General features: G+C 58.3%; 17 protein-coding genes. 2 read left to right on the forward strand and 15 right to left on the reverse strand.

Annotation, left to right across the window (positions count from 1 at the left end; translation table 11 throughout):
* Window positions 1–206 precede the first annotated feature (206 nt).
* On the forward strand, window positions 207–392 hold the full coding sequence (gene tatA / locus P5540_04720) for a twin-arginine translocase TatA/TatE family subunit (protein ID HRT64110.1): 186 nt from the start codon (window positions 207–209) through the stop codon (window positions 390–392).
* 69 nt (window positions 393–461) lie between these two features.
* Here the strand turns inward: tatA and P5540_04725 are convergent, their stop codons facing one another.
* Entirely contained in the window at window positions 462–1,409 is a 948-nt protein-coding gene (locus P5540_04725) for a DUF1559 domain-containing protein (protein ID HRT64111.1), read from the reverse strand.
* 435 nt (window positions 1,410–1,844) lie between these two features.
* On the opposite strand from P5540_04725, the gene P5540_04730 reads away from it, so the two are divergent.
* A complete protein-coding gene (locus P5540_04730; protein ID HRT64112.1) occupies window positions 1,845–3,338 on the forward strand; it encodes a sulfatase-like hydrolase/transferase in 1,494 nt (497 codons plus the stop codon).
* A gap of 152 nt (window positions 3,339–3,490) precedes the next feature.
* Here the strand turns inward: P5540_04730 and P5540_04735 are convergent, their stop codons facing one another.
* The 14 genes from P5540_04735 to P5540_04800 form a co-directional block, all read right to left on the reverse strand.
* On the reverse strand, window positions 3,491–4,639 hold the full coding sequence (locus P5540_04735) for a Gfo/Idh/MocA family oxidoreductase (GenBank protein HRT64113.1): 1,149 nt from the start codon (window positions 4,637–4,639) through the stop codon (window positions 3,491–3,493).
* Window positions 4,640–4,684: 45 nt separating this feature from the next.
* Window positions 4,685–5,452, reverse strand: coding sequence for a DNA alkylation repair protein (locus P5540_04740; protein HRT64114.1), 768 nt, complete (start codon window positions 5,450–5,452; stop codon window positions 4,685–4,687).
* 7 nt (window positions 5,453–5,459) lie between these two features.
* The gene (locus P5540_04745; protein HRT64115.1) at window positions 5,460–6,920 is read right to left on the reverse strand and encodes a glycosyl hydrolase; all 1,461 of its coding nucleotides are present in this window, start codon (window positions 6,918–6,920) and stop codon (window positions 5,460–5,462) included.
* A 33-nt stretch (window positions 6,921–6,953) separates the two neighbouring features.
* Complete coding sequence (locus P5540_04750; GenBank protein ID HRT64116.1) at window positions 6,954–7,646, reverse strand: hypothetical protein; 693 nt, start codon at window positions 7,644–7,646, stop codon at window positions 6,954–6,956.
* A 99-nt stretch (window positions 7,647–7,745) separates the two neighbouring features.
* The gene (locus tag P5540_04755) at window positions 7,746–9,017 is read right to left on the reverse strand and encodes a C45 family autoproteolytic acyltransferase/hydrolase (GenBank protein ID HRT64117.1); all 1,272 of its coding nucleotides are present in this window, start codon (window positions 9,015–9,017) and stop codon (window positions 7,746–7,748) included.
* Window positions 9,018–9,262: 245 nt separating this feature from the next.
* Window positions 9,263–10,732, reverse strand: a complete 1,470-nt coding sequence (gene gltX / locus P5540_04760) for a glutamate--tRNA ligase (protein HRT64118.1) — start codon at window positions 10,730–10,732, stop codon at window positions 9,263–9,265.
* Window positions 10,733–10,859: 127 nt separating this feature from the next.
* Entirely contained in the window at window positions 10,860–12,431 is a 1,572-nt protein-coding gene (locus P5540_04765; GenBank protein ID HRT64119.1) for an SAM-dependent methyltransferase, read from the reverse strand.
* Entirely contained in the window at window positions 12,428–13,078 is a 651-nt protein-coding gene (locus P5540_04770) for a restriction endonuclease (GenBank protein ID HRT64120.1), read from the reverse strand. Before P5540_04770 ends, P5540_04765 begins: the two co-directional genes overlap by 4 nt.
* 105 nt (window positions 13,079–13,183) lie before the next feature.
* Entirely contained in the window at window positions 13,184–13,582 is a 399-nt protein-coding gene (locus P5540_04775; protein ID HRT64121.1) for a secondary thiamine-phosphate synthase enzyme YjbQ, read from the reverse strand.
* Window position 13,583: 1 nt separating this feature from the next.
* On the reverse strand, window positions 13,584–15,281 hold the full coding sequence (locus P5540_04780) for a hypothetical protein (GenBank protein ID HRT64122.1): 1,698 nt from the start codon (window positions 15,279–15,281) through the stop codon (window positions 13,584–13,586).
* Window positions 15,278–16,006, reverse strand: coding sequence for an ABC transporter ATP-binding protein (locus P5540_04785; GenBank protein ID HRT64123.1), 729 nt, complete (start codon window positions 16,004–16,006; stop codon window positions 15,278–15,280). The genes P5540_04780 and P5540_04785 overlap by 4 nt, the downstream gene beginning before the upstream one ends.
* 9 nt (window positions 16,007–16,015) lie before the next feature.
* Entirely contained in the window at window positions 16,016–17,503 is a 1,488-nt protein-coding gene (locus P5540_04790) for a transglutaminase-like domain-containing protein (GenBank protein ID HRT64124.1), read from the reverse strand.
* Window positions 17,476–20,298: a preprotein translocase subunit SecA gene (gene secA / locus P5540_04795; GenBank protein HRT64125.1), complete on the reverse strand. Its 2,823-nt coding sequence runs from the start codon at window positions 20,296–20,298 to the stop codon at window positions 17,476–17,478. The genes P5540_04790 and secA overlap by 28 nt, the downstream gene beginning before the upstream one ends.
* Window positions 20,299–20,360: 62 nt before the next feature.
* Complete coding sequence (locus tag P5540_04800; protein HRT64126.1) at window positions 20,361–21,575, reverse strand: argininosuccinate synthase; 1,215 nt, start codon at window positions 21,573–21,575, stop codon at window positions 20,361–20,363.
* Window positions 21,576–21,682 lie beyond the last annotated feature (107 nt).

The following is a 21,682-nucleotide window of genomic DNA, read 5'->3' on the forward strand; positions in this document are numbered from 1 at the left end:
CCTCGCCGACTCAATTTGACATGACCCGCCCCAATCGCTTCCTTAGCCGGGGATTGCGGTCTTGCGCAATTTCTTTGACAATCGAACGGGTTTGGGTTAGAATTTTCGTTGGTTGAGTTTATCTGGCGAATGCGCGCCAGACCATGCAGCGGCCCATCCGCGCGGACGCCGTCAGAAACGCCAGCGCGGCGAATGGAGGTTTATACATGTTCGGTCTCAGTGCAACCCACTTGATCATTCTGTTGATCATCGTGCTTATCATTTTCGGCGGCGGCAAGTTGCCGGATTTGGGCAGGCAGTTGGGCACGGCCATCAACGAATTCAAGAACAGCGTCCGACCCCAAGAGGACAGCGACAAGCCCACGACCCCGCCGAACGACAAGCAGGCCTAGCAAAAACGCGGCGGCTTTCGACGACCGGCGAAAGGGGGCGAGCGAGTCCGCCATGCGCGATCACGGCGATCAAAGCAGAGTGTTTATCGAACCCGTGAGCGATGTCCACGTCGCGCAAATGGGCCAGTCGCCCGGATAGCGAATAAACGCGACATGGCCATCGAGGTACAGAACATTGCCGCCGCCGGGCACGTGGTTGAAGTGCATGGTGTTGCCATTCACGTCATCGTGCATGATCGCCAATTCGCTTTGGGCTTGGGTCGTGGCCGCCGGGTTGTTGATGTCGGTGATATAGAAACGCTCGACGCCTTCCCGTAGCCGGTACACCGTTTCCGTTCCCGTAACGGGGATATCCCGGTCGAAAATGTCGTAATTGCCGGTTTCCCAAGCCTTTTCCACCGCATCCACGATTGGCGGCAGTACCGGACTCGCCAGGGGATTGCCGGCAATCAATAGTTGCAAAAAGGCCATCCGAAGCACGCCGGACGTGATGATATCCCGCGTATCGTTCAGGTCTTGCTGCGGATTATTGAGGTAATGCTCCGGTTTGAATGCCCAGCCGTAATAAACGTAGTTGAGATTCCAGGTGAGCAAGGGGCAAAAAACGCTGCCCGGACCGCCAGGCGGACAAAACCACTCCTTGTCCGGCCCAACGATGTTGTGATCGGTCGAAGAGGGGCACAAAAGAATGTTCCAATCGGTCAGATACTCCGGATACAGCGAAGCCGTGTCGGGGAAGAGGGCTTCGCCAAAACTCACCCCCGCGTTGCACGTTTTGCAGTCGTTGGCAAGGGATTTGTCAATCCGGCATCGGATGATCGGCGGAAACAACTGGGCGCGGGCCTCGTTCGCATACATCTTGAACACCACGCCCATCTGCTTGAGATTATTGGCGCAACTCGCGCGGCGCGCCGATTCGCGCGCCCGTGCAAGCGCAGGCAACAATATCGCCGCCAGAATGCCAATGATTGCGATGACCACCAACAACTCGATCAGGGTAAATCCACGCGTCTTCATTTTGAGCGCCTCCGTTGGGTTTCGCGGCAATCGCGACCACTTCCTGATTACATTCCCTTCTTCTCAAGTTGTCATACCACTTCGTCCCAAATATACCACAATCTTGCCGTAATCAAACTTTTTTTCAGCAAAGCGACATGGAAAAAACAGGGCCGAATAAGTGGAACAGGCTGTCCAGCCTGTTCGTCCGCAGACATGGCGTGGCTTCGGAAAAGACAGACTGGACAGTCTGTCCTACATTCCGCGCCCAAAGGATCTCCCGTGCGCGTTCAGAATGAACACATGCAAGAACTCGGTACTCTTAAATTACGATGACGAACGGCGTGATAATGTCGGAGCGCATTTTCGGAGGAGTAGATGCCTTGCATTTCCGGCCATTTGCCTCATACTATGTCGGCGCGTTGAAAAATTGCCGGAACAGGTAGAATCATCGAAGTGAGCGTGGTTGAAAAACCGAAAAACATTCTGCTGATCATCGCCGATCAGTTTCGTCATGACGCTTTCGGCGCGGCGGGACATCCCGTCGTTCATACCCCGAACCTCGATGCGCTTGCGCGGGACGGCGCGGTTTTTACGAATTGTTTCGCGCAAAGCGCACCGTGCGGCCCCAGCCGGATGTGTCTGTACACGGGCCGGTACATGTGCTCGACGCGGTCGGTCAACAACATGACGCCGCTCGAACGCGCGGAAGACAACATCGCCGTGTATTTCCGCGAGCGCGGCCATCACGCGGCGATCAGCGGCTACAACGACTACGCGCTCGATCCGGCCCTCTGCGCGCCGGACGACCCGCGCCGGACCCGGCTGGATTACGACAATTTCCTCCCCGGATTCGAGGTCGTTCTCGACCACGAACACGATTCGCGGGAATACTTCGACTACCTCCGGGCCAAGGGGTACCCGGAAGCATGGTGCAACCATTACGCCATCCACGAACCGAATGTCCCGCCGGAAGGAACGGGCGGACACCTTCCCTGCGTGTTTCCGGCAAAATACCTCGCCGAGGACAGCGAGTGCCGTTTTCATACATCACGCGTGGCCGACTATTTGGACGCCCGCCCGCCCGCGCCATGGTTTCTGAGCGTGAACTACATCAAGCCGCACGGACCGCTCGTTTGCGCCGCGCCGTATCACGCGATGTACGCGTCCGCGCCCATGCCGCCGCCCACGCGGCGTCCCCAAGAACTTGTAGACCCGCACCCCTACATGCGCATGGCCCGGCGAACCCCTTCCCTGATGGACGAACGCGAACTGCACGAGTACCAGGCCGCCTATTTCGGAATGATCACGGAACTCGATGTCTGCTTGGGACAACTCTTCGATTCGCTCAAGAAAAACGGCTATTGGGACAACACCCTGATCGTTTTCACGTCGGATCACGGCGATTATCTCGGCGACCATTACCTGCTCGACAAGGGCCATTTTCACGATGGCACGATGCACATTCCGTGCATTGTCCGCGATCCATCGCCAAAGGCGGACGCCACCCGGGGAACGCGCGTCGGCGCGTTCGTCGAGTCAATAGACATTGCGCCGACCCTGTTCGACTACGCCGGCCTTCCCATGCCGGACCGGTTTCAGGGACACAGTTTCCTCGGCCATGTGCGCCATGCGCCGGACACGCCGGCCCGAACCGAAATCCACTACGAATTCGATTTCCGCACCCTGGCCCGCGACCTGCCGGACTTCGATCCCGACGAATGCCTGCTCTGGGTCTTGCGCGACGAGGCCTTCAAATACATCCAGTTCGGCCGCGCCGATTTTCCGCCGCTTCTCTTCGATCTCCAACACGACCCCGGCGAATTCGACAACCTCGCCGACAATCCCCGCTACGCTGCAACCGTGGCCTACTACGCCCAACGTATGCTTCGCTGGCGCATGAAAAACGAGGATCAACGCATGGAACGCTGGGCCTATCCCCATCGCTGAGCGCCAGCCTTCCGGACACCCCGCCCAATCTATTGGAATCGGCAAAAGAAAAAAGGCATTTACTTCCCCTGCTTCATCCCATCTGTCTCCCCCTCCCCTTTTCTTGCACGGTGGAGTTGTCCGGACGGCAACAAGCGTCCGGCGCCTCTTGATTAAGCCAAGTCCGGCACGTCGAGCCAAGTCCGGCGTTTCGAAGATTCATAGCCGAGTTCGGCGAGTTGGACGCCTTTGGCGCCGGCCTTGAGATCCCACGGGAACGGCTCGCCAAGGACAAGGTGGCGCAGGAAACGTTCCCATTGCGCCTTGAACGCGTTTTCGTGGACTTGGTTGTCGGGCATGCGCATCCAGCCTGCGCGAAAGTCGATCGGATTTTCGATATCGGGGTTCCAGACCGGCTTTGGCGTTTCAGCATCGCTCTGGACCCAGCAGGCGCGCAATCCGGCGACGGCAGACCCTTTCACGCCGTCCACTTGAATCGTCAACAAATCGTCGCGGCGGACGCGGGTACACCACGACGAGTTGAAATGGCACACAATGCCTTGATCGGTCGTGAAGGTCGCGTAGGCGGCGTCTTCGGCATCGCTGTCGTAGCGCGCGCCGCGTTCGTCCCACCGTTCGGGGATATGGTTCGCGGCCAGACAGGACACACCGGTCACGTTGCCGAACAGGTTGTCGATCACGTACCGCCAATGACAGAGCATGTCGAGGATGATCCCGCCGCCTTCCGCCTTTCGATAGTTCCACGAGGGACGCTGCGCGGTCTGTTTCTCGCCCGTAAACACCCAGTAGCCGAATTCGCCGCGCACGGCGAGGATGCGCCCGAAGAAGCCGGTATCTATCAGGTATTTCAGTTTCATGATGCCGGGCAGCCAGAGTTTGTCCTGCACGACGCCATGGCGGACGCCCGCGTCGCAGGCGAGCCGGTAAAGATCCATCGCGTCCGCCGAATTCAGGGCGGTCGGCTTTTCACAGTAGATATGCTTGCCCGCCGCGATGGCCTGTTTGACCGCCTCGTATCGCAGCGCGGTCGTCTGCGCGTCGAAATACAGCGGATACCGGTCGTCCTTTAGCAACGGCGCGAGGTCCGTCGCATACGGCAGGTCGCCATGGGCCTTGGACAGCACTTTCAATTTCGCCTCGTTGCGCCCAACCAGTATTGGTTCCGGGACAATCGTCTCGCCGTCGCCGATGCGCAACCCGCCCTGCGCGCGGATGGCCAATATCGATCGAATCAAATGCTGATTCGTCCCCATACGCCCCGTCACGCCGTTCATGATGATGCCGATGCAATGCGTTTTCATATGCCTGTCCTCTTTGTCGCGGATAAAGAACGTACAGAAGCGGCTTCATCTGGCCATCCAAGAGACATTCGATTGGCGGCCCAACCGCAGATACTCACGCCGTTTCTTTTGGTCGAGTTTTTCGATCGCGTAGCGCAATGCCGTGCGCGGCAGCTGCGCCGCGAATCGATCCAGAAACGCAATCAAGACGCTCTCGTCGCGTTTACCTATTTCGCGCAACATCCATCCAACGGCTTTGTGCATCAGGTCGTGCCGATCCTTCCGCTCGATGAGCAGGAACTCGGCCAGCGCCAGCGTTTCGCCAAAGCGCCCAGTCTTCACAAATACAAACGTGGCAAGCACGGCGACGCGGCGTGCCCATACATCTTCGCGCTTCGCCAATTCAAACAGAATCGCCGGATCCTTGTCCAGCAGATAATCGCCGACAATTTGCGGCGCGCTTGAATCGACGAGGTCCCAATTGTTGACGTAACGGAGATTCTTGATGTAGAAATTGAAGATACGATGCTTGTCTTCGGCGTCGCTTCTCCGGTATTGATGCACGAGGATCATCAACGCGGTTGAGCGCTCTTCATGATAGCCGCCGCGAAAGAGCATCTGAACCACCGATAACGTTCGATCCACCGACGGAGGAGTCTTGTGCGCGAGGTAGGCTTTCGCGATTCGTCTCTGTTCCGAAGTGATCACGCCGAGAAACTGGTCGCCCTCGCCGTATTCGCCTTTGCCGGTCTTAAAGAAGCGCGCAAGTCCCCTCGCTATCCCTGCATTCGCGGCATGCTTTAGCTCCGAACGGATGTCACGTGCATCCATCATCCCTACCTCAACCAACCTGCGCCCGCGGATGATTCGCGTCAGGCGTGGAAGGCCCAAAGAAGTTGGGAAATGGTTTTCCATCCAACCCCCGTTTCAGATAAACCGCCAACTCCATGGCGTGGTAATCGCCCCACATGGACGATTCGCCTTGCGGGACATGCTTGCCGGGCGGGATGTAATCCCAACCGTTCGGGCGATGATACACCGAATGCAGCAACAGGCCTTGATGCTTCGGGTTCTCGGACAGGTACGGCAGCGCAAACAGCGTCTTCGCAACGGTCAATCCTGCTTGCCAGTACTTTCTGCCCCGCTTTTCTTGAGGGGGCACCGGGGAACTTCGTTTCCCGCGAAAAGAAGTGCCCCCGTATTTCTCTTCCAAATACCGGCCCAATCTCAACAGGCCTTGCGCGGCGATGGCGGCGGCGGAACTGTCCACCGGCTCGCATGGATTGTCAATCTGGGCCGGTTTCTCAAGATGACGCGGCATGTTCGCCAGACCGGGCGCGCCGGTATCCCAATAGGGGATGCCGTCCGAGGGCGTGTTGGCGATATAGAAGTCGGCGGTGGCCGCCGCCGTTTCAAGCATGAGCGACTCGATGTCTTTTCGTCCGCCGAACGGTTCGAACTCGGAATCGTCCAGCGTGGCGAAGGCTTCGAGTTCCTCGGCGTAACCGAGGATGATCCACGCGAGGCCGCGCGTCCATGTGCTGAACGGCGAATAGCCCTGTTGCGTGCTCGGGCAGCGGTACCGGCCGTCGGTCATGTTGAAGATGCTCTCGTGGGCGACGCGGCCCCGGACGTCGTAGGCATCGCGGCCTTCGCCGAAATAGACGTTGTAACGCGACGTGTTGCGGATGTGTTGGATCGCGCGGTCGAGCAGCGATATTCGCGCATCGTGTTCGCCCATGAGGCAATGGCCGAGTTGGTGCGCGACGATCAGCGATCGGCACGAGCGGATCGTGTCGCTGAAGAGCGAGTGCGGCCCGTTGAACGAGTGGATGAATCCCGTTCCGTCGGCCAGTCGCGACCAGCGCGAGGCCTGTACGGCCCCGCTGACTTTCAACGCCAATTCATAAAACGCAATCGCGTCCGCCGATTCCGAAACGCGGCCTTCGAGCGCAAGCCGCCGTAGATTGCCATACGTCGAAACGTTGTTGAAGCCGTGATCATGTACTCCGGTATGGCTCACATGCGAGGCCATGTGATGGAATGTGTACTCGCGGCCGATCCGCCAGAATCGTTCGTCACCTGTCGCGTCGAATTGCAGGATGGGAAGCCCGCCGACGAATCCTTGCGTCCATTCCGTCCAGCCGCGCGTCGTGTACCGCCCGCGCACTGTGAATACGGGCGCGCCTTTCGCTGGATCCCATGTCGAGTGCAACCGGGCGATTTTCGGTCCCGCCATCGCGAAGAATCGGGACAACGGCTCCCTGATCGTTCGCACCGAAAGGCTCATGTCAATCTTCATCGCACACTCCCCGAAAACGTCGAACGCGGCCGTTCAATGCGTGGGCCAGAGGAAATTGAACACGCCATCCCACACTTTCGTCAAGCGACCCAAATAGGGCTCGTGCGTGGCGGACAAGGGCGGCGGCGGTGGTATGGGCGGTGCGTGCATCTTTTCCCCGGGCGCGGTTTCCGGCATGGCGGACCGTTCCGACGGCATAGGCAAATCGGGCATCAATTCCGGTGCGGCCGGTGCGCCGGACGCTTCCACGGCAACGGTTGCCGGCTTGGGCGTTCCGACGCCATCGCGATAAACGAGCGCCGTGCCGTACCATGCGGCGGCGGACGTCCATGCCATGGCGGCCAAACTGGCCATGACCATCAAGACCGTGAATGTATTCCGAACGTTGTCTCTTTTCGCGCCGCAGAATATGGCGATAAGCGTCGTAAACAGGGCGACTATCCAAACATTTTCGGCGAACATTTGGTGCATGGCGATGGCATCGCGCACTTCCTTCGCGACGGATCCCGGAATTTGGCCGAGCGTGCGTTCTCCCGTCAAGATGGTCAAGAGGGAGATGGCCGCCATGAACGCGTACCAGCCGATGGCGAGCCGGCGCAGCGGCACGTTCTTCATCTGTGTCACGGCGCACATCAGCGCCAAAAGGACGCCCAGCAGCGCCATGGCGACGGGCAGATGCGCCGCCAGCGCATGGATAATGTGCGGGTTGTCAAAAAATCCCGGCATGTTCATGCGGCTATCCTTTCGATTTTCAGGCTAGCGGGGTTGAGGAATGGGGTTCGTGCTCCGTGGTCTTTGCACCCATTTCATCCTTCATCCTTCAGCCTATTTCCCTCTTTGCGCCGGCGGTAGGAATAATTGCCGCAAATCGTAATGAACATACGGCTGTTTCCACGCATCCTCCGCGCCTTTCGCGTGGGCGACCCACATCTCGCGATCCGTCACGTTGCACAATACGCTGTGGAGATTGACGTTTCGCATGGCCGCTTTTTTGAGAATCTCAAGCGCAACATTCGCGTCAATCTTTCCAAATGATGCCTTGATGTCCGTGGCCATGCCCTTGTAGCGATGGTCGTAGGAATCGCTGCCGTAGGGCATGTTCGGATAGCCGCCCGCACAGGTCTGGAAACGCCGGACAGTCTGATCCATCGCCTCGTCCGCGCGGAACACCGCATCCCGGATCGGTATGGCATACTCGACGGTCTCGCGCGGGTCGCCGGCCGTGAACACCGCGCAATGATGCGCCGAGGTTTCATAGGCGCGCGCCTCGCGCCGGTCGCCGTCGGACACGACATAGTTGTATCCGACCGTGCGGCGGGCATGCTTGACGATGCGGGTCGCATCCTCGACACAGCGGGACTCTTCGAGAAACCGCCGCAGGAGGAACATGAGCGGCACGCCGAATGAACGGCCGTCCCGCGTGACGGCGCCAATCTGGCTGATGCAGATGCCTTCCATGCTCATGCCTGAAAGCACACCGACCAGTCCCGCGTACCCCGCCGACGCGAACGGCACATAACCGTCCGGCTCGTATAAAATCAGAATGGGGTTGTCCTGCAAGCCGGCATCCATGTTCCAGTCAAAATTCCGGCCGTGATAAAGTTTGCCGTCGGCCGTCGCCGACTTGAACACGGCGAATGCGCTGCAATTACGCTCCGTCACCTCCGAAATGACGTGCAGACGTCGTAGTGCGCGCAACGATATGCCCGAACCGTCCGCGACGCCTTCCATCTCGCGCTTGTACCGGTCCGGAATATACGGCGCGCAGCCGCGGTACACGCAATCCAGCGCGAAATTCAATACGAATACCGGCACGCCGGTTTCCTTGCTGCCCATCTTCAGGAGATTGTTGAACGCGGCCAGCCCCTTGTGAATCGAGTCCTTCAACAAGGCCCCGTGCTGGTAACCCATTTCATACGGCGAACCTTTCACATGCAGGACCGTCGTCCCCTCGATGGTTTCAACATACGCCTTCGCGGCGGGATTGACGCGCTCGCGCGGACCGCGCCCCGGATGCGCATACCACCAGCCGAACCCCGCCACACCCAACAACACACACGCCGAAACAACCACGAATCGTTTGAGAACGCCTTTCATAACGCAACCTCGCTTCGTTCCACGCTCGATTCATCTTAGCACCGAGATTGGAACCTTTCCAAATGACCTTTGCATCCGATGGCGTGTAACGGGGCCCCTTCCGTCATCCTACGGCCCGGTCCCCAGAATTCATTTTCATTGCACGGAGGGATGCCAAGGATTTACGACACATTGCGATCGAACACCCCATGGGCGAAAAAACTCAATCCTGGCCATTGCGATTGCGATCAGGACCCGCGCAACAGTCAGCGGTTCAATTCCTCAATGTATTGTATCGCGCGATCGATGCGCGCGAGACACATTTCCTTGCCCAGCAACTCGGCCAGTTCGTAGAGGCCCGGTCCGACACTCTTGCCGGTCAGTGCGAGCCGCGTCGGGTGAATGTAGTGCCCCACACCTTGGCCGGAGGACTCCGCCAGCGCCTCGTAACGCTGCTTGAGGGAATCGGCGGTCAACACATCCAGTTCGGCCATCGTGTCGCGGATGGTTCGCATCGTGTCCGCCGCGCCATTGGCCTGCCACAATTTTCGCACGGCTTTTTCTTCATACGCCGCCGGTTCCGCGAAAAAAAAGTCCGTGTACGGAACAATGTCGTTCAGCACCTTGATCTTTTCCTGGCAAATCGCCGTCATCCGCGTCAGCCATTCGGCGGACTTTGACGAAGTGTCGAATCCTGCCGCGTTCAATATCGGCAACACGCGGTCGCGCAAAGCCTCGACGGACAGCATGCGCATGTGTTGTCCGTTCAGCCATTGCGCCTTCTTGATATCGAAGCGCGACGGCGACGGGCTGAGGCGTTCAAGCGTGAACTGGCGAGCAAGTTGGTGGAGCGTCAGGATTTCACTGCCGTCCGCGGGCGTCCAGCCGAGCAGCGCAAGGTAGTTGATCAACGCTTCGGGCAGATAGCCGTCGCGCCGCCAATCGAGAACGTTCGCGCCCGGAAGACGCTTGCTGTACTTCTGGCCCTTCTCGTCGTGAACGAGCGGGTGGTGGCAGAAGATCGGCAATTCGTAACCCAACGCCTTGAACAGCATGACATGCCGCACGGCGTTCGTCATGTGATCGTCGCCCCGAATGACGTGCGTGACTTTCATCAGGCCGTCGTCAACCACGACCGCGAGGTGAAAGATCGGATCGCCGTTCGGCTTCACGATAATGAAGTCGTCCACCTCCTTGTTGTCGGTCCGCACGATGCCCTGGACGATATCGTCAATCTCCGTAACGCCTTCCATGACCTTGAATCGGACCGCGTAGGGCGCATCGCCCTTGGCGGCGATTTCCTCCGGCGTCAGGTTGCGGCACTTCTGGTTGTATCGCGGCGGACGCTTCTCGGCGGCGGCCCGTTCGCGTTCCGCATCGAGTTCTTCCTTCGAACAGAAACACTTGTACGCCTTGCCTTCGGTTAGCAGACGGTTTGCCTCGTTCCGGTAGAGTTCCGTGCGCTCCGACTGTCGGTAGGGACCGAACGCGCCCTTGGCCGGAACGTTCCTGAACGCGGGACCTTCGTCCCAATCGAGGCCAAGCCATTGCAGGCAGTCCGCCAAGACCTCGGCATACTCTTCCTTGCTGCGCTCGACATCCGTGTCCTCGAGCCGCAGAATGAACGTGCCGCCGCAACTCCGCGCGAACAGCCAGTTGTACAATGCCGTCTTCGCATTGCCAATATGGAAAAAACCCGTCGGCGACGGGGCGAACCGCACCCTGATCTTGCTCATGAACCTGCCTCTCCTTACCGTGGAATGCCGACAGAATACACTTTTCCCCCAACCATGCGCATCTTCAGTGGCATTTGCCGGACGACATTGTTTTCGATTCATTCAACGCGAGCGTTGCCAGATGGTCTCAAGACGACCGGCGACCCCGTCGCGACGAGATGGGACTCTTTGCCTTCGCTATCCGATATTCACCTGAAGACTCGCACACCAGGAGAGATTGCCGGTTTTCGTAATACGCGGCATCCGCCAGCACTTCCTTTGCCTCGGATTCGACGCCAAGACGTTCCGCCAGTCGTCGAAGATCGATTCTGCTCAGAATATCCACTGTCACCGGACGCTTTGCATCGGGAAATACGAGCGACTGAAGGAACTGTTGGCAGAGGTCCGAGTTGAGTAGGTAAGAAACGAACTGTGCCTCATGCTCCGAACGGCACGGGACGAAGTAACAGGTATCGTCGACAATGATCGGCTGCCCGTTCAGCGTACCAATCACTCGGAATCGAAGCGTCTTGTAGAGGCCGGAAATGGCCACCTTCCACGGAGAAAATACATAGTCGCCTATTCCGAATATGGAGAAACGTGGGCGTTTTTGGTAAATGATGCTCCGCCTTGCATCGAGCAAGTCGCCATGGCTCGTGAGGTAGGCCCATGTCTTTGGGGCTAGACTCTCTATGGCACCCGTATCGTCGCCAGGATGGCGTTGAGTCAGCAATACGTATCGCGAGGGTTTTAGCACGCCGTTTGCCAAGTCCGACGATTTCAGAAGCGGGTAAAGGTACGGATTCTCGATGTCCACAATTTCGCCCGCTCCGTTTTTCAAGACTTCGCCATCGCGATAAAACTCCATCACGCGTGCCGCGTCATGCTTAACGCCGGACCGCCATGTATAGTAAGAAGTTCCCTCCATGTCCTTGAACTGGCTGAAGAGATCGAGATCGGCAACCAGCTCTTTCCCATGGAGGCCGATAGTCTTGGATTTGGACGCAAAGGACAAGTCCGTGTATGTTCTCGCGACTGGAGGGAATTCCGCGCATCCCGTATGAACGATCAGCAGGCAAGCGTCCACGGAAACGCCAAAATGCGCTTGCGCATCTATGACATGAAGCGACGCATTGCATACAGGAAACCCATGCAACCAGGCGTGTTTCAGCACTTTCCTCGCAGTACTCGTCTTGCACAGCATCGCAAGGCATGCGCGCCGCGCCCCAAGCGATTCGAGGATCTTAATTAGCATCCATTCGGATATATCGAAGTTAGCCTTTCCCGTTTTTGCAGCAAATCCCACATGGTTCTGAAAATTGTTCTTTTCGGGCAAGTTGCCGCCGCCCAGAACACCCATTGCGGCATTGGTTACCCACGGAGGATTGCCGACGACCAGGATTTCCCCATCGATACCCTGAAAAAATGCTTTCCAGTCCATCGCGAAGAAATCCTGTGTTTCGACATGCAACGTCCCACGATGTGTTTGCGCCTTCTGCAGAACAGCGCTCACATAACCATCATTGATATCGAATCCATATACTGCCGCGGCGGGAAAGACTCGTTGAGAGGCTAGAACGAATGAACCTAGCCCACAGGTCGGTTCGACAACGGCGTTAGGACGTATGTGCTCCGATGCCAAGAGAACAAGGACTTGGCTGGCCAGAGGCTCGGGCGTCTGAAAATCGCCGAATTCCACTCTATTTCGTGTGTTCTTCATGCAAGTCGCTCGACGCCCGCTACGGTTCCCGCCTGCTCGATTGCCCGCGTGTATTGAAGCCGCCACTGGAGCGCATTCGATATAGTGAGACATCCCACTTCCGGACGACTTCTCAGAATCTCGGACGCCAATTCATTGGCCTGAATCTCGTCGACCGGCAGGAACCGTTCCGTAATGAATGCAATAACGTCGTCGAGATTGCCGGCATTGTCCAGAATTTTCAACAGACCGGACGTCGTTTGGTAATCGGCTGTCCGGGAAGCCTCAACGAAAATAACGTGCTTGATGTCGAGCGTTGCGGTTCGCGTCTTGAGGTTGTCCGTCTTGTCGTATACGAAAACCAACAACGAATAGCCCAATCCATACACCTTCTGCCTTGCGGACTTGAATGGACACGACGACTGAGGCTGGCGAACGCTCGTTACCTTGATGTCCACGCCGAATTCGGGAAAGTCAATCCCTTTAGCCGAGGAGCCTCGTACATATCCATATTTCTCTTGTAGGATTGTCTGAAACTTGTGCTCCAGGTATGTACCGACGGCTTTCCCATCGGTCACGCCAAAGAGGCTGGGCTCGCGGCATTGAGACTCCAACTGTGCGAACGCCTGCGCTTCGCGTTTGAGCAAAGCTACTGTAAGCGAATTCATGGTACATACTCCTCATCGACACGGCCCGTGCTTGGCTCGAACACAAGTCAAGTGCCCACGAAGGCGGTCCACTTAGAATCGTGAATGTTTGGATAATACCCGCATTTACTGTGTAGTGCCAATTTGCACCCAGACCTCGCGGTTGCGGGGACCGTCGAATTCACAGAAATAGATCGCTTGCCAAGTTCCCAGCGCCAGTGCGCCATTTTCGATCAGGACAGTCTGGCTGAATCCCATCATGCCGGCCTTGACGTGGGCGGCGGAATTGCCTTCGTCGTGCGCGTAGGGGCCTCTCCAGGGCACGATGCGTTCCAGCGTTTGCAGAATGTCGCGCGTCACGTCGGGGTCGGCATTCTCGTTGATGGTTATGCCGGCGGTCGTGTGCGGTACGAAGATGTGACAGACGCCGCTGCGCACGCTGGATTCGGAGACGATGCGCTGGATCTCGCGCGTAATGTCCACGAACACGCTATGCGCGGTGGTGCGAACGGTCAATTTGTGCATGTCAGAACTCCGCGTGGTTGAGGTTGCGCATGCCAAGGAGCATCGGGACCAAGGTGCTGATGACGCTAATCCCGGTGATAAAAACCAACACGAGGACCAACGCCGTGTAGAACATCCAATCGTTCGTATAAAGGCCGAGGACGCGCGATTGCAGGATGACGGTCTGCGCTCCGACGACTAGCGTGATGTAGACGACGCTCAACAGGAAATTGAGCGTTCCGCCCATGCCCGACACGATCCGCGCCGGATTGTCCTCCTGAAAATTCGGGTACAACGTGCCGAGGCCCACTGCAAGGCCGGATAATCCGAAATTCGTGATGATCACGCTGTATACGGACAAGGCGAAATAAATCGGTTCAAGGCGCAGCATGAAACCCGATAAAATGGCAAGCCCTACCGTGAAAAGCGACGTGGTGGTTACGCTGAGCCAGAACTTCTGCCAGACCAGTTGCCGGAACGACAGCGGGGCCAGCCCCAGCACCCAGAACCGGCGGCCTTCGAGACTCACGAGCGGAAACACGAAGCGGCTTGTAAGCGTGGCAAGAATAAGCGTACACGCGGCGATGTTCAGGCACGCGATCCAACTGCGCCAGAACTCTTGCTGATAATGGGACGAAGCGTTGCGCAGGTTGGCGATGTAAACGGCCATGATTCCAAAGAAAATGACGAACTGCGACCATTGCACCGGGTCGCGCCAGAAGAGTTTTATATCCTTGACGATGAGTACGCGAAACGGATTCGGGACACCGCGCAGCGCCGTGTCCGCGAAACCGAGCAGATGCTGGCTGAACAGGCGCATGCGGCTGCGTTCGCGGCCCTCAAGCGACGACCAGCCAAGGTAAAAGATGCGTTGGGCCGTTTCTGCGGCAATCCAGACGATCAGGAGGGCATTGGACGTGAGCAGCAGGAAATTGAACGCGAATTCGCCGTAATTTCCCGACGCGCCCGCCAGAATCCCGCGCGTGGCCCAGTAACTCGGCAGATAGGGCGACTGCGTCTGCGCGGTCATGTCGAGCAGCGCCGGCAGGATCGTGTCTTCCGAAAGGCGCTGCGCGCTGAGCCAGTTTTTCCAGTAAAGAAACAAGAGCGACACCGCGAGAATGGCCAGCAGGATCATCGTGCGCAAGTGCAGGCGCGGGAAAATGCGCGCGAGCGCCAGCGTGATCAACGATCCGATACCGGCCGGCAGCGCGATGTACGGAATGAAAAAGAGCAGCGAGGCGGCGTAAAACAACGGCGATGCGTGCGTCGTGTAGCCGTAGGCGAGCATCAGCGGCGATCCGAGGTAGGCCAGCGCCCATGAACTGAACAAGACGCATTCGAAAAACCGCGAGATGAAGAACGCGCGAAACGTAATCGGCGCCTGCAGGAGATAGTTGACCTCGCGCGAACGGTAGAGGGTCGAAAAGGCCACCAGAATGTTCGAGAACGTCAGCATGACGAAAACGGCCAGCATCAGCACGCCAAGCATCCGCACGAGGATGATGTTTCCGATCCCGCGGCCCGCCCCGCCGACGCTCGATCCGAAATCGAGCAGCCATTGAAAGCCTTCCTTGAACAGGAAGAAAAAACCGATCCAGAACCCGACCGCGCAGAAAGTGATTACGCCGACTTTGAGCTTGGACTCCTTGCGAACCGACGCGATCGAATGCACCGCGATGCGGCGCTTGGCCCACGCAATCGAGCGGACCGGGGTCATGTTTCATCCCCCTGTGTCAATTCGAGGAAAACGTCCTCGAGCGATCCGGGACGCTGCGCCATCGCCATGATTTCGGGGACCGATCCCAGGTGCAGCAGGCGGCCATTGTGGATGATGCCGATGCGATCGGCCACCTCTTCGGCGATGCTCAGCGTGTGCGTGGACATAAACACCGTGACGCCTTCCCGTGTCTTCTCGCGCAAATAATCCTTGACGAAGCGTATATTCTTCGGATCGAGCCCCACCCACGGCTCGTCCACGACGACGACTTTCGGCTCGTGCAGGAAGCATGATGCGAAGGAAAGTTTCTGCCGCATGCCGTGACTGTAATCTTCGATCAGTTCATCGCCGACGTGCCGGATGCCGAAAAGTTCGAGCAGGTGTTCGCCCTGTTTCATCACATGCGAATCGGGCAAACGGTACAGCCCCGCGACAAATCGCATGAATTCGCGCCCCGTCAATTTTTCGTACAGGAACGGGCTGTCGGGCACGTACCCAATCACGCGCTTCGCCTCCACGGGGTCCTGCTGGATGTCGTACCCCCCGATAACGGCCCGTCCTTCCGAGGGATGCAACAGTCCCGTCAGCATTTTGATCGTCGTCGTTTTCCCCGCACCGTTGGGCCCCAGAAAGCAGAAGAATTCGCCGGGTGGAATCCGTAGGTTCAGGCAATCCACCGCCGCCTTGCCGCCGAATCGTTTGGTCAGGTTTTCCGTCAAGATCATGGGCGCGTCCTATTCGATGCTCACAATGTCCATGCGCAACTGGCCGATATACGGCAGAAGTTGCGGCCACGTTTCAATATTGCCGTTCAACAATTTGACGTGCGTCGCATCGGCTATGGGCTGGCCCAGCGTCGGATCCATCGGAATCCAGCGCCCCGCGTGGACTTCCGGCCATGCATGGTAATAAAAACCGTCCAGTTCGTCACTCCACGCCAGCCCGATCGCCACGCGCGTCGGAATCCCCGACGCGCGGGCCAATGCCGCAAACAGCACGGCGTGCTCGTTGCAGTCGCCCTCGCGCGTTTCCAGCGTTTCGAGCGCGGACGGCACGCTCAACACCACCGTCTTGCGAATGTTCTCGTGGACCCAGTCGTAGATGCGTTTCGCCTGCCGCCAGGGATCTTTTTCATCCCCGACAATTTTTCCGGCCAGTCCCTTCACCCGTGGATGTTCCGATTGGATGAACGCATCGCCCGCCAGACTCGCTTTCAATGTCTCGTCCAATGGGCCGCCCGAAGGCATGTCCAGCGGCTCCGGTGGGCTTGCAATCGTGTATTCCGCGCCATTGGCCGTTTGCACGTCGTCCACGGGCGGATAATTCGTCTCCGGCACGCCCGACACCCGCACGGTCATCCGTTTCGCGCCACGGAATGGTTTCATTCCCTCGGGACGAACCGCCACCGTTCGAAGCAAATCCGAGGGCGGCGTTTCACCGGCCGGCGCCAGCGCTTCCTGCGGCGAGATGCGCCGCAACGTGAAGCCCAAAGGCGTTTCCGCACGAACAATCTCCTCGTTGTCGTCAATCCACGCCTTGGATGTCAGGCCGTTCGTGGACGTTTCGACGATTTTGGTCCGCACGGACGCGCCCGCGGCTTTGATCGTTTCCTCGCCGACGCATTTCACCCGCGCCTTGCCCACCGAAAACGTCATCGGATCAAAGGCGTCTATCACGACCTCCTCCCCCACGCGCAGCAACGGCACGTTCAACGTGGTCGTCCCCATGACGCCCGACAACAACAGATCCTTGCCCACGGGAAACTGGAACGGGATCGCCTCCCCCCCGGTAAGTATTTGTGCGTCGAGCAGGCCATTGGCAACTGTCGCGGAAACACGCATGGTGTGCTCGCCCGAACGAACTTTGAAATCGAACTCCGCCTTGCCGCCATCCTGCGGAATCCACGCCACGCCTGAAATGAAAAGGTCGAGCGGCGTCGCCAGAAGATTGAGATGCAAACGCGCCGTGCTCGAAAAGGCGACGCCGATATGGCCGTCGCGCGTGTCGGGCGTCGTGTTGATATTGACGAACCCCACGCGCGTCTCGCCCGAATACACTCCCATCCACGTTGAACTGGGGCGTAGCACGCGAGTCGGCAGGGATGCGGGCTTCGAACCAAGGAACGGCAGGGAGCCTTCCCGGTAAAACAACGCGGCCATCATGACGCACCAAAACGTCACGATAGCCGCGGAAATCAATTGTCGCTTTGGGCGCCGCAACACTTTTTATACTTCTTTCCGCTGCCGCAAGGGCATTTGTCGTTCGGATTGATTTTCGGGCCAACCCGGATCGGACGCGGCTTGGGTTTCGGAGCGGATTCGCCCGGCGCGGCGCCCTGCGCCTCCGACGGCTGGCCGGCCAGCGCGAAACGGCTTGTATCGTACGACGCGAAACTGCGGTCCTGTTCCTTGTCCGCCGCAACGTAACTGTATTGCGACAATTGCGCAAACGGATCGCTCTTCGCCGTCAACATGCCCCGCCGCGCCTGTATCTGACGCGTCCGACGAACCTCCGGATCAGTCAGACGGAACAGGGTTTGTGTGACATTCTCCTCAATGGATTTCATCATGGCCTGGAAAATCTCGTACCCCTCCGTCTTGTATTCGATCAACGGATCCTTTTGCCCGTAGGCCCGCAGCCGGACGGATTCACGCAGATAGTCCATCGAATACAAGTGATCGATCCACTTGTCGTCCACCGCCCGCAACAACGCCATCATTTCAAGATCGTGGACACGCTTGCGCGCCAATTTCTTGAAATCCACATACGAGTCGTCGCCGCCAATCTGCTCGTGGAATGCGTGCCGGATTTCCTCCGCGATGAGATCCTCGCGCCGGAGGTACTCGTCAATGGCCTGTTTGAGCAGGCTTTCGGCCAACGGCGCGGGGTCCTCGGCATTGCCGCCCGTGATATCCGGCTCAAATCCGAAAAATTTTCGGAATGCCGTGGCCAGTCCTTCCAAGTCCCATTCGTCGGGCTGCACATCCTCCGGAGCGTATTCGGCGACAATGTCCCCGATGACGTTTTCGAACATGTCGTGAATCTGCTGCGTCACGTCGCGGTCTTCGAGCACATCCCGCCGCATTTTGTAGATGATGCGACGTTGTTTGTCCATGACCATGTCATATTCAAGCAGATGTTTGCGGATCTCGAAGTTATACTCCTCGACCTGTCGTTGCGCGCGTTCGATCGTGCGCGTGACCATCCGCTGGTTGAGCGGTTCGTCGTCCATCTCGTTGCTGCCGAACCAGTCGAGCATCTTCTTGACTTTGTCGCCGCCGAAAAGCCGCGCAACCTCGTCCTCGAGGCTCACATAAAAGCGCGTCGTTCCCGGATCGCCCTGCCGCCCGCACCGCCCGCGTAACTGGTTGTCTATGCGGCGCGATTCATGCCGTTCGGTGCCCACGATGGCGAGTCCGCCCAGTTCGCGCACGCCTTCGGCTAGTTTGATGTCCGTGCCGCGGCCCGCCATGTTGGTCGCGATGGTAATAGCGCCCGGTTTGCCGGCGTTCGCGATAATCGAGGCCTCGCGCTCGTGATATTTCGCGTTCAGAACTTGATATTCTTTTACCCCGCGCTCTTCGAGCATCCCGGCCAGCAATTCCGACTTTTCGATGGACACCGTACCCACCAGCACCGGTCGGCCCCGGCTGTGAATCTGGCAAATCTCGTTTACGACATGCCGGAACTTGCCCATTTCCGTCGCAAACACGAGATCGGTCATATCCTCCCGGATGAGCGGCAGATTCGTCGGTATCTGAACGACTTCGAGGCCGTAGATTTGGTGAAATTCGCCCGCTTCGGTGGCCGCGGTGCCCGTCATGCCCGCCAGTTTGTTGTACAACCGAAAATAATTCTGATAGGTAATCGTCGCGACTGTCTGCGACTCGAACTGAACCGACACCCGCTCTTTCGCCTCGATGGCCTGATGCAGGCCGTCCGACCAGCGCCGGCCTTCCATCGCGCGGCCCGTGAACTCATCCACGATCAGGACTTCCCCGTTCTGAATCATGTATTCCTTGTCGCGCTTGAAAAAATGGTGGGCGCGGATGGACTGCTCGATCATGTGGACAATGCCGAGCGCATCGTCCACGTACAAGTCCTGGACGCCCAGCAACCGCTCGGCCATTTCCATGCCCTCTTCGTTGAGCAGGACGTGGTGGCCCTTTTCCTCCAATTCAAAATGCTTGCCGGGCCTAAGCTGGCGGACAACGTCGTCCACCTTGTAATACAGGTCCGTGCTTTTTTCCGGGCGACCCGAGATAATCAACGGCGTCCGCGCCTCGTCAATCAGAATCGAGTCCACCTCGTCCACAATGGCGTAATTGAGCAGGCGTTGCACGCGCATTTCAGGCCGCAACGCCATGTTGTCGCGAAGATAGTCGAATCCAAACTCGTTGTTCGTGCCATAGGTGACATCCGCCCGGTATCCGACCTGGCGTTCCGCCGTGGACATGTCGTGCTGAATAAGTCCCACCGTCAGGCCGAGAAACTTGAAGATCGGACCCATCCATTCACTGTCGCGGCGGGCAAGGTAATCGTTCACCGTCACGATATGCACCCCGTCGCCCGTCAACGCGTTCAAATACACCGGCATGGTCGCCACGAGCGTCTTGCCTTCCCCCGTGACCATTTCCGCAATGCCGCTGCGGTGAAGCACGATCCCGCCAATCACTTGCACGTCGAACGGACGCAATCCCACCACGCGTTTCGCGGCCTCGCGAACCACCGCAAAGGCGTCCGGCAAAATGGCCTCGAGTTCCGGCGCCAAGTGTTTCATGAGCGCCTTGAGATATTCGTCGGCCTCCATGGTGCCGATGGGATGGGCGCGGCGATATTCTTCGCGGACTTGCGACAGACGTTCCTTGAATTTCGTCGTCTGTGCGCGCAACTCGTCGTTCGTCATGCGCGCATAAACGGATTCGCGATCGCGGACCGCCTGAAGCACCGGCATCATCCGCTTCACTTCACGGTCGCTGCTCGTGCCGAAAAGGGACTGCAAAATGCGACTGAGCACAGCCATCACCCTCGCTGGATAATTCTAAACGAACGGGAAAAGGAACCGGCCGATTGTGACGTTTAAAAAAGCCCTGCGTTCTTTCTGACCCGCAAACGGAGCGCGTTCAACCGTATAAACGCGCCGGCGTCCGCCTGCTGGTACACGCCCTCGTCTTCCTCGAACGTCGTTATCTTCTCGTCATACAGCGACTTCGGCGCGCGGCGGCCCACCACGTCGCAATTACCCTTGTAAAGGCGCACGCGCGCGGTGCCGGTCACGTTCTCCTGCGTTTTGTCAACAAAACTCATCATGAGCGACATTTCCGGCGAATACCAGAAGCCATTATAAATGAGTTGGGCAATCTTGGGCGACAGTTGATCGCGCGCCAGCATGACTTCGCGATCCATGGTGATGGATTCGACGGCGCGGTGGGCCTTGTGCAAAATGGCGCCGCCGGGCGTTTCGTACACACCGCGCGATTTCATGCCGACAAAACGATTCTCGACCATGTCCACCCGGCCCACGCCGTTGGCGCCGCCGAGTTCGTTGACCCGCGCCATTAGCGCGGCGGGAGAAAGGCGGCAGCCGTCAACGGCGACCGGCGTGCCTTCCTCGAAATCAATCTCGACATAGGTGGGGATATCGGGCGCCTTGCGCGGATCCACAGACAACACAAACATATCCTCGGGCGGCTCGGCCCAAGGATCCTCGAGAATGCCGCCCTCGAACGAGATGTGCAACAGATTGCGATCCGAGGAATACGGCTTCTTGACCGTCGTCGGAACGGCGATCCCGTGTTTCTGCGCATACTCCATCATCTTCGTCCGGCTGGTAAGATCCCACTTCGGATCCCGCCAGGGCGCGATGATGCGCACGTTCGGTTCGTGCGCAAAATACGTCAGTTCAAACCGGACCTGATCGTTTCCCTTGCCCGTCGCGCCGTGCGAAACGGCATCGGCCTTTTCCTTGCGGTAGATTTCGATCTGTCCCTTGGCGATCAACGGCCGGGCCACGCTCGTGCCGAGCATGTACGTACCCTCGTAAATGGCGTTGGCGCGAATGGTGGGAAAGACGAAATCGCGGGCGAATTCCTCGCGCGCATCGTCAACGTAAACGGCGCAAGCGCCCGTGGCGACGGCTTTCTGCCGTGCGGGTTCCGTCTCTTCGCCTTGGCCGACATCGGCGATATAGGCGACCACGTCCGCCTTGTAGGTTTCTTGGAGCCACTTCAGGATGACCGACGTGTCCAATCCCCCCGAATACGCCAACACGATTTTCTTCACCTCGCTTGCCATGCTTTGCATCCTCGCTTTTTTCTGGGAATTTCGCCACTATCCGATGAACGGGATGGCTCCATGGATACAACAGACGACCATGCCAACCCAATTCTATCACCTATCGT

The sequence above is a fragment of the Candidatus Hydrogenedentota bacterium genome (assembly GCA_035450225.1).
In the GTDB taxonomy this organism is placed as follows: domain Bacteria; phylum Hydrogenedentota; class Hydrogenedentia; order Hydrogenedentales; family SLHB01; genus DSVR01.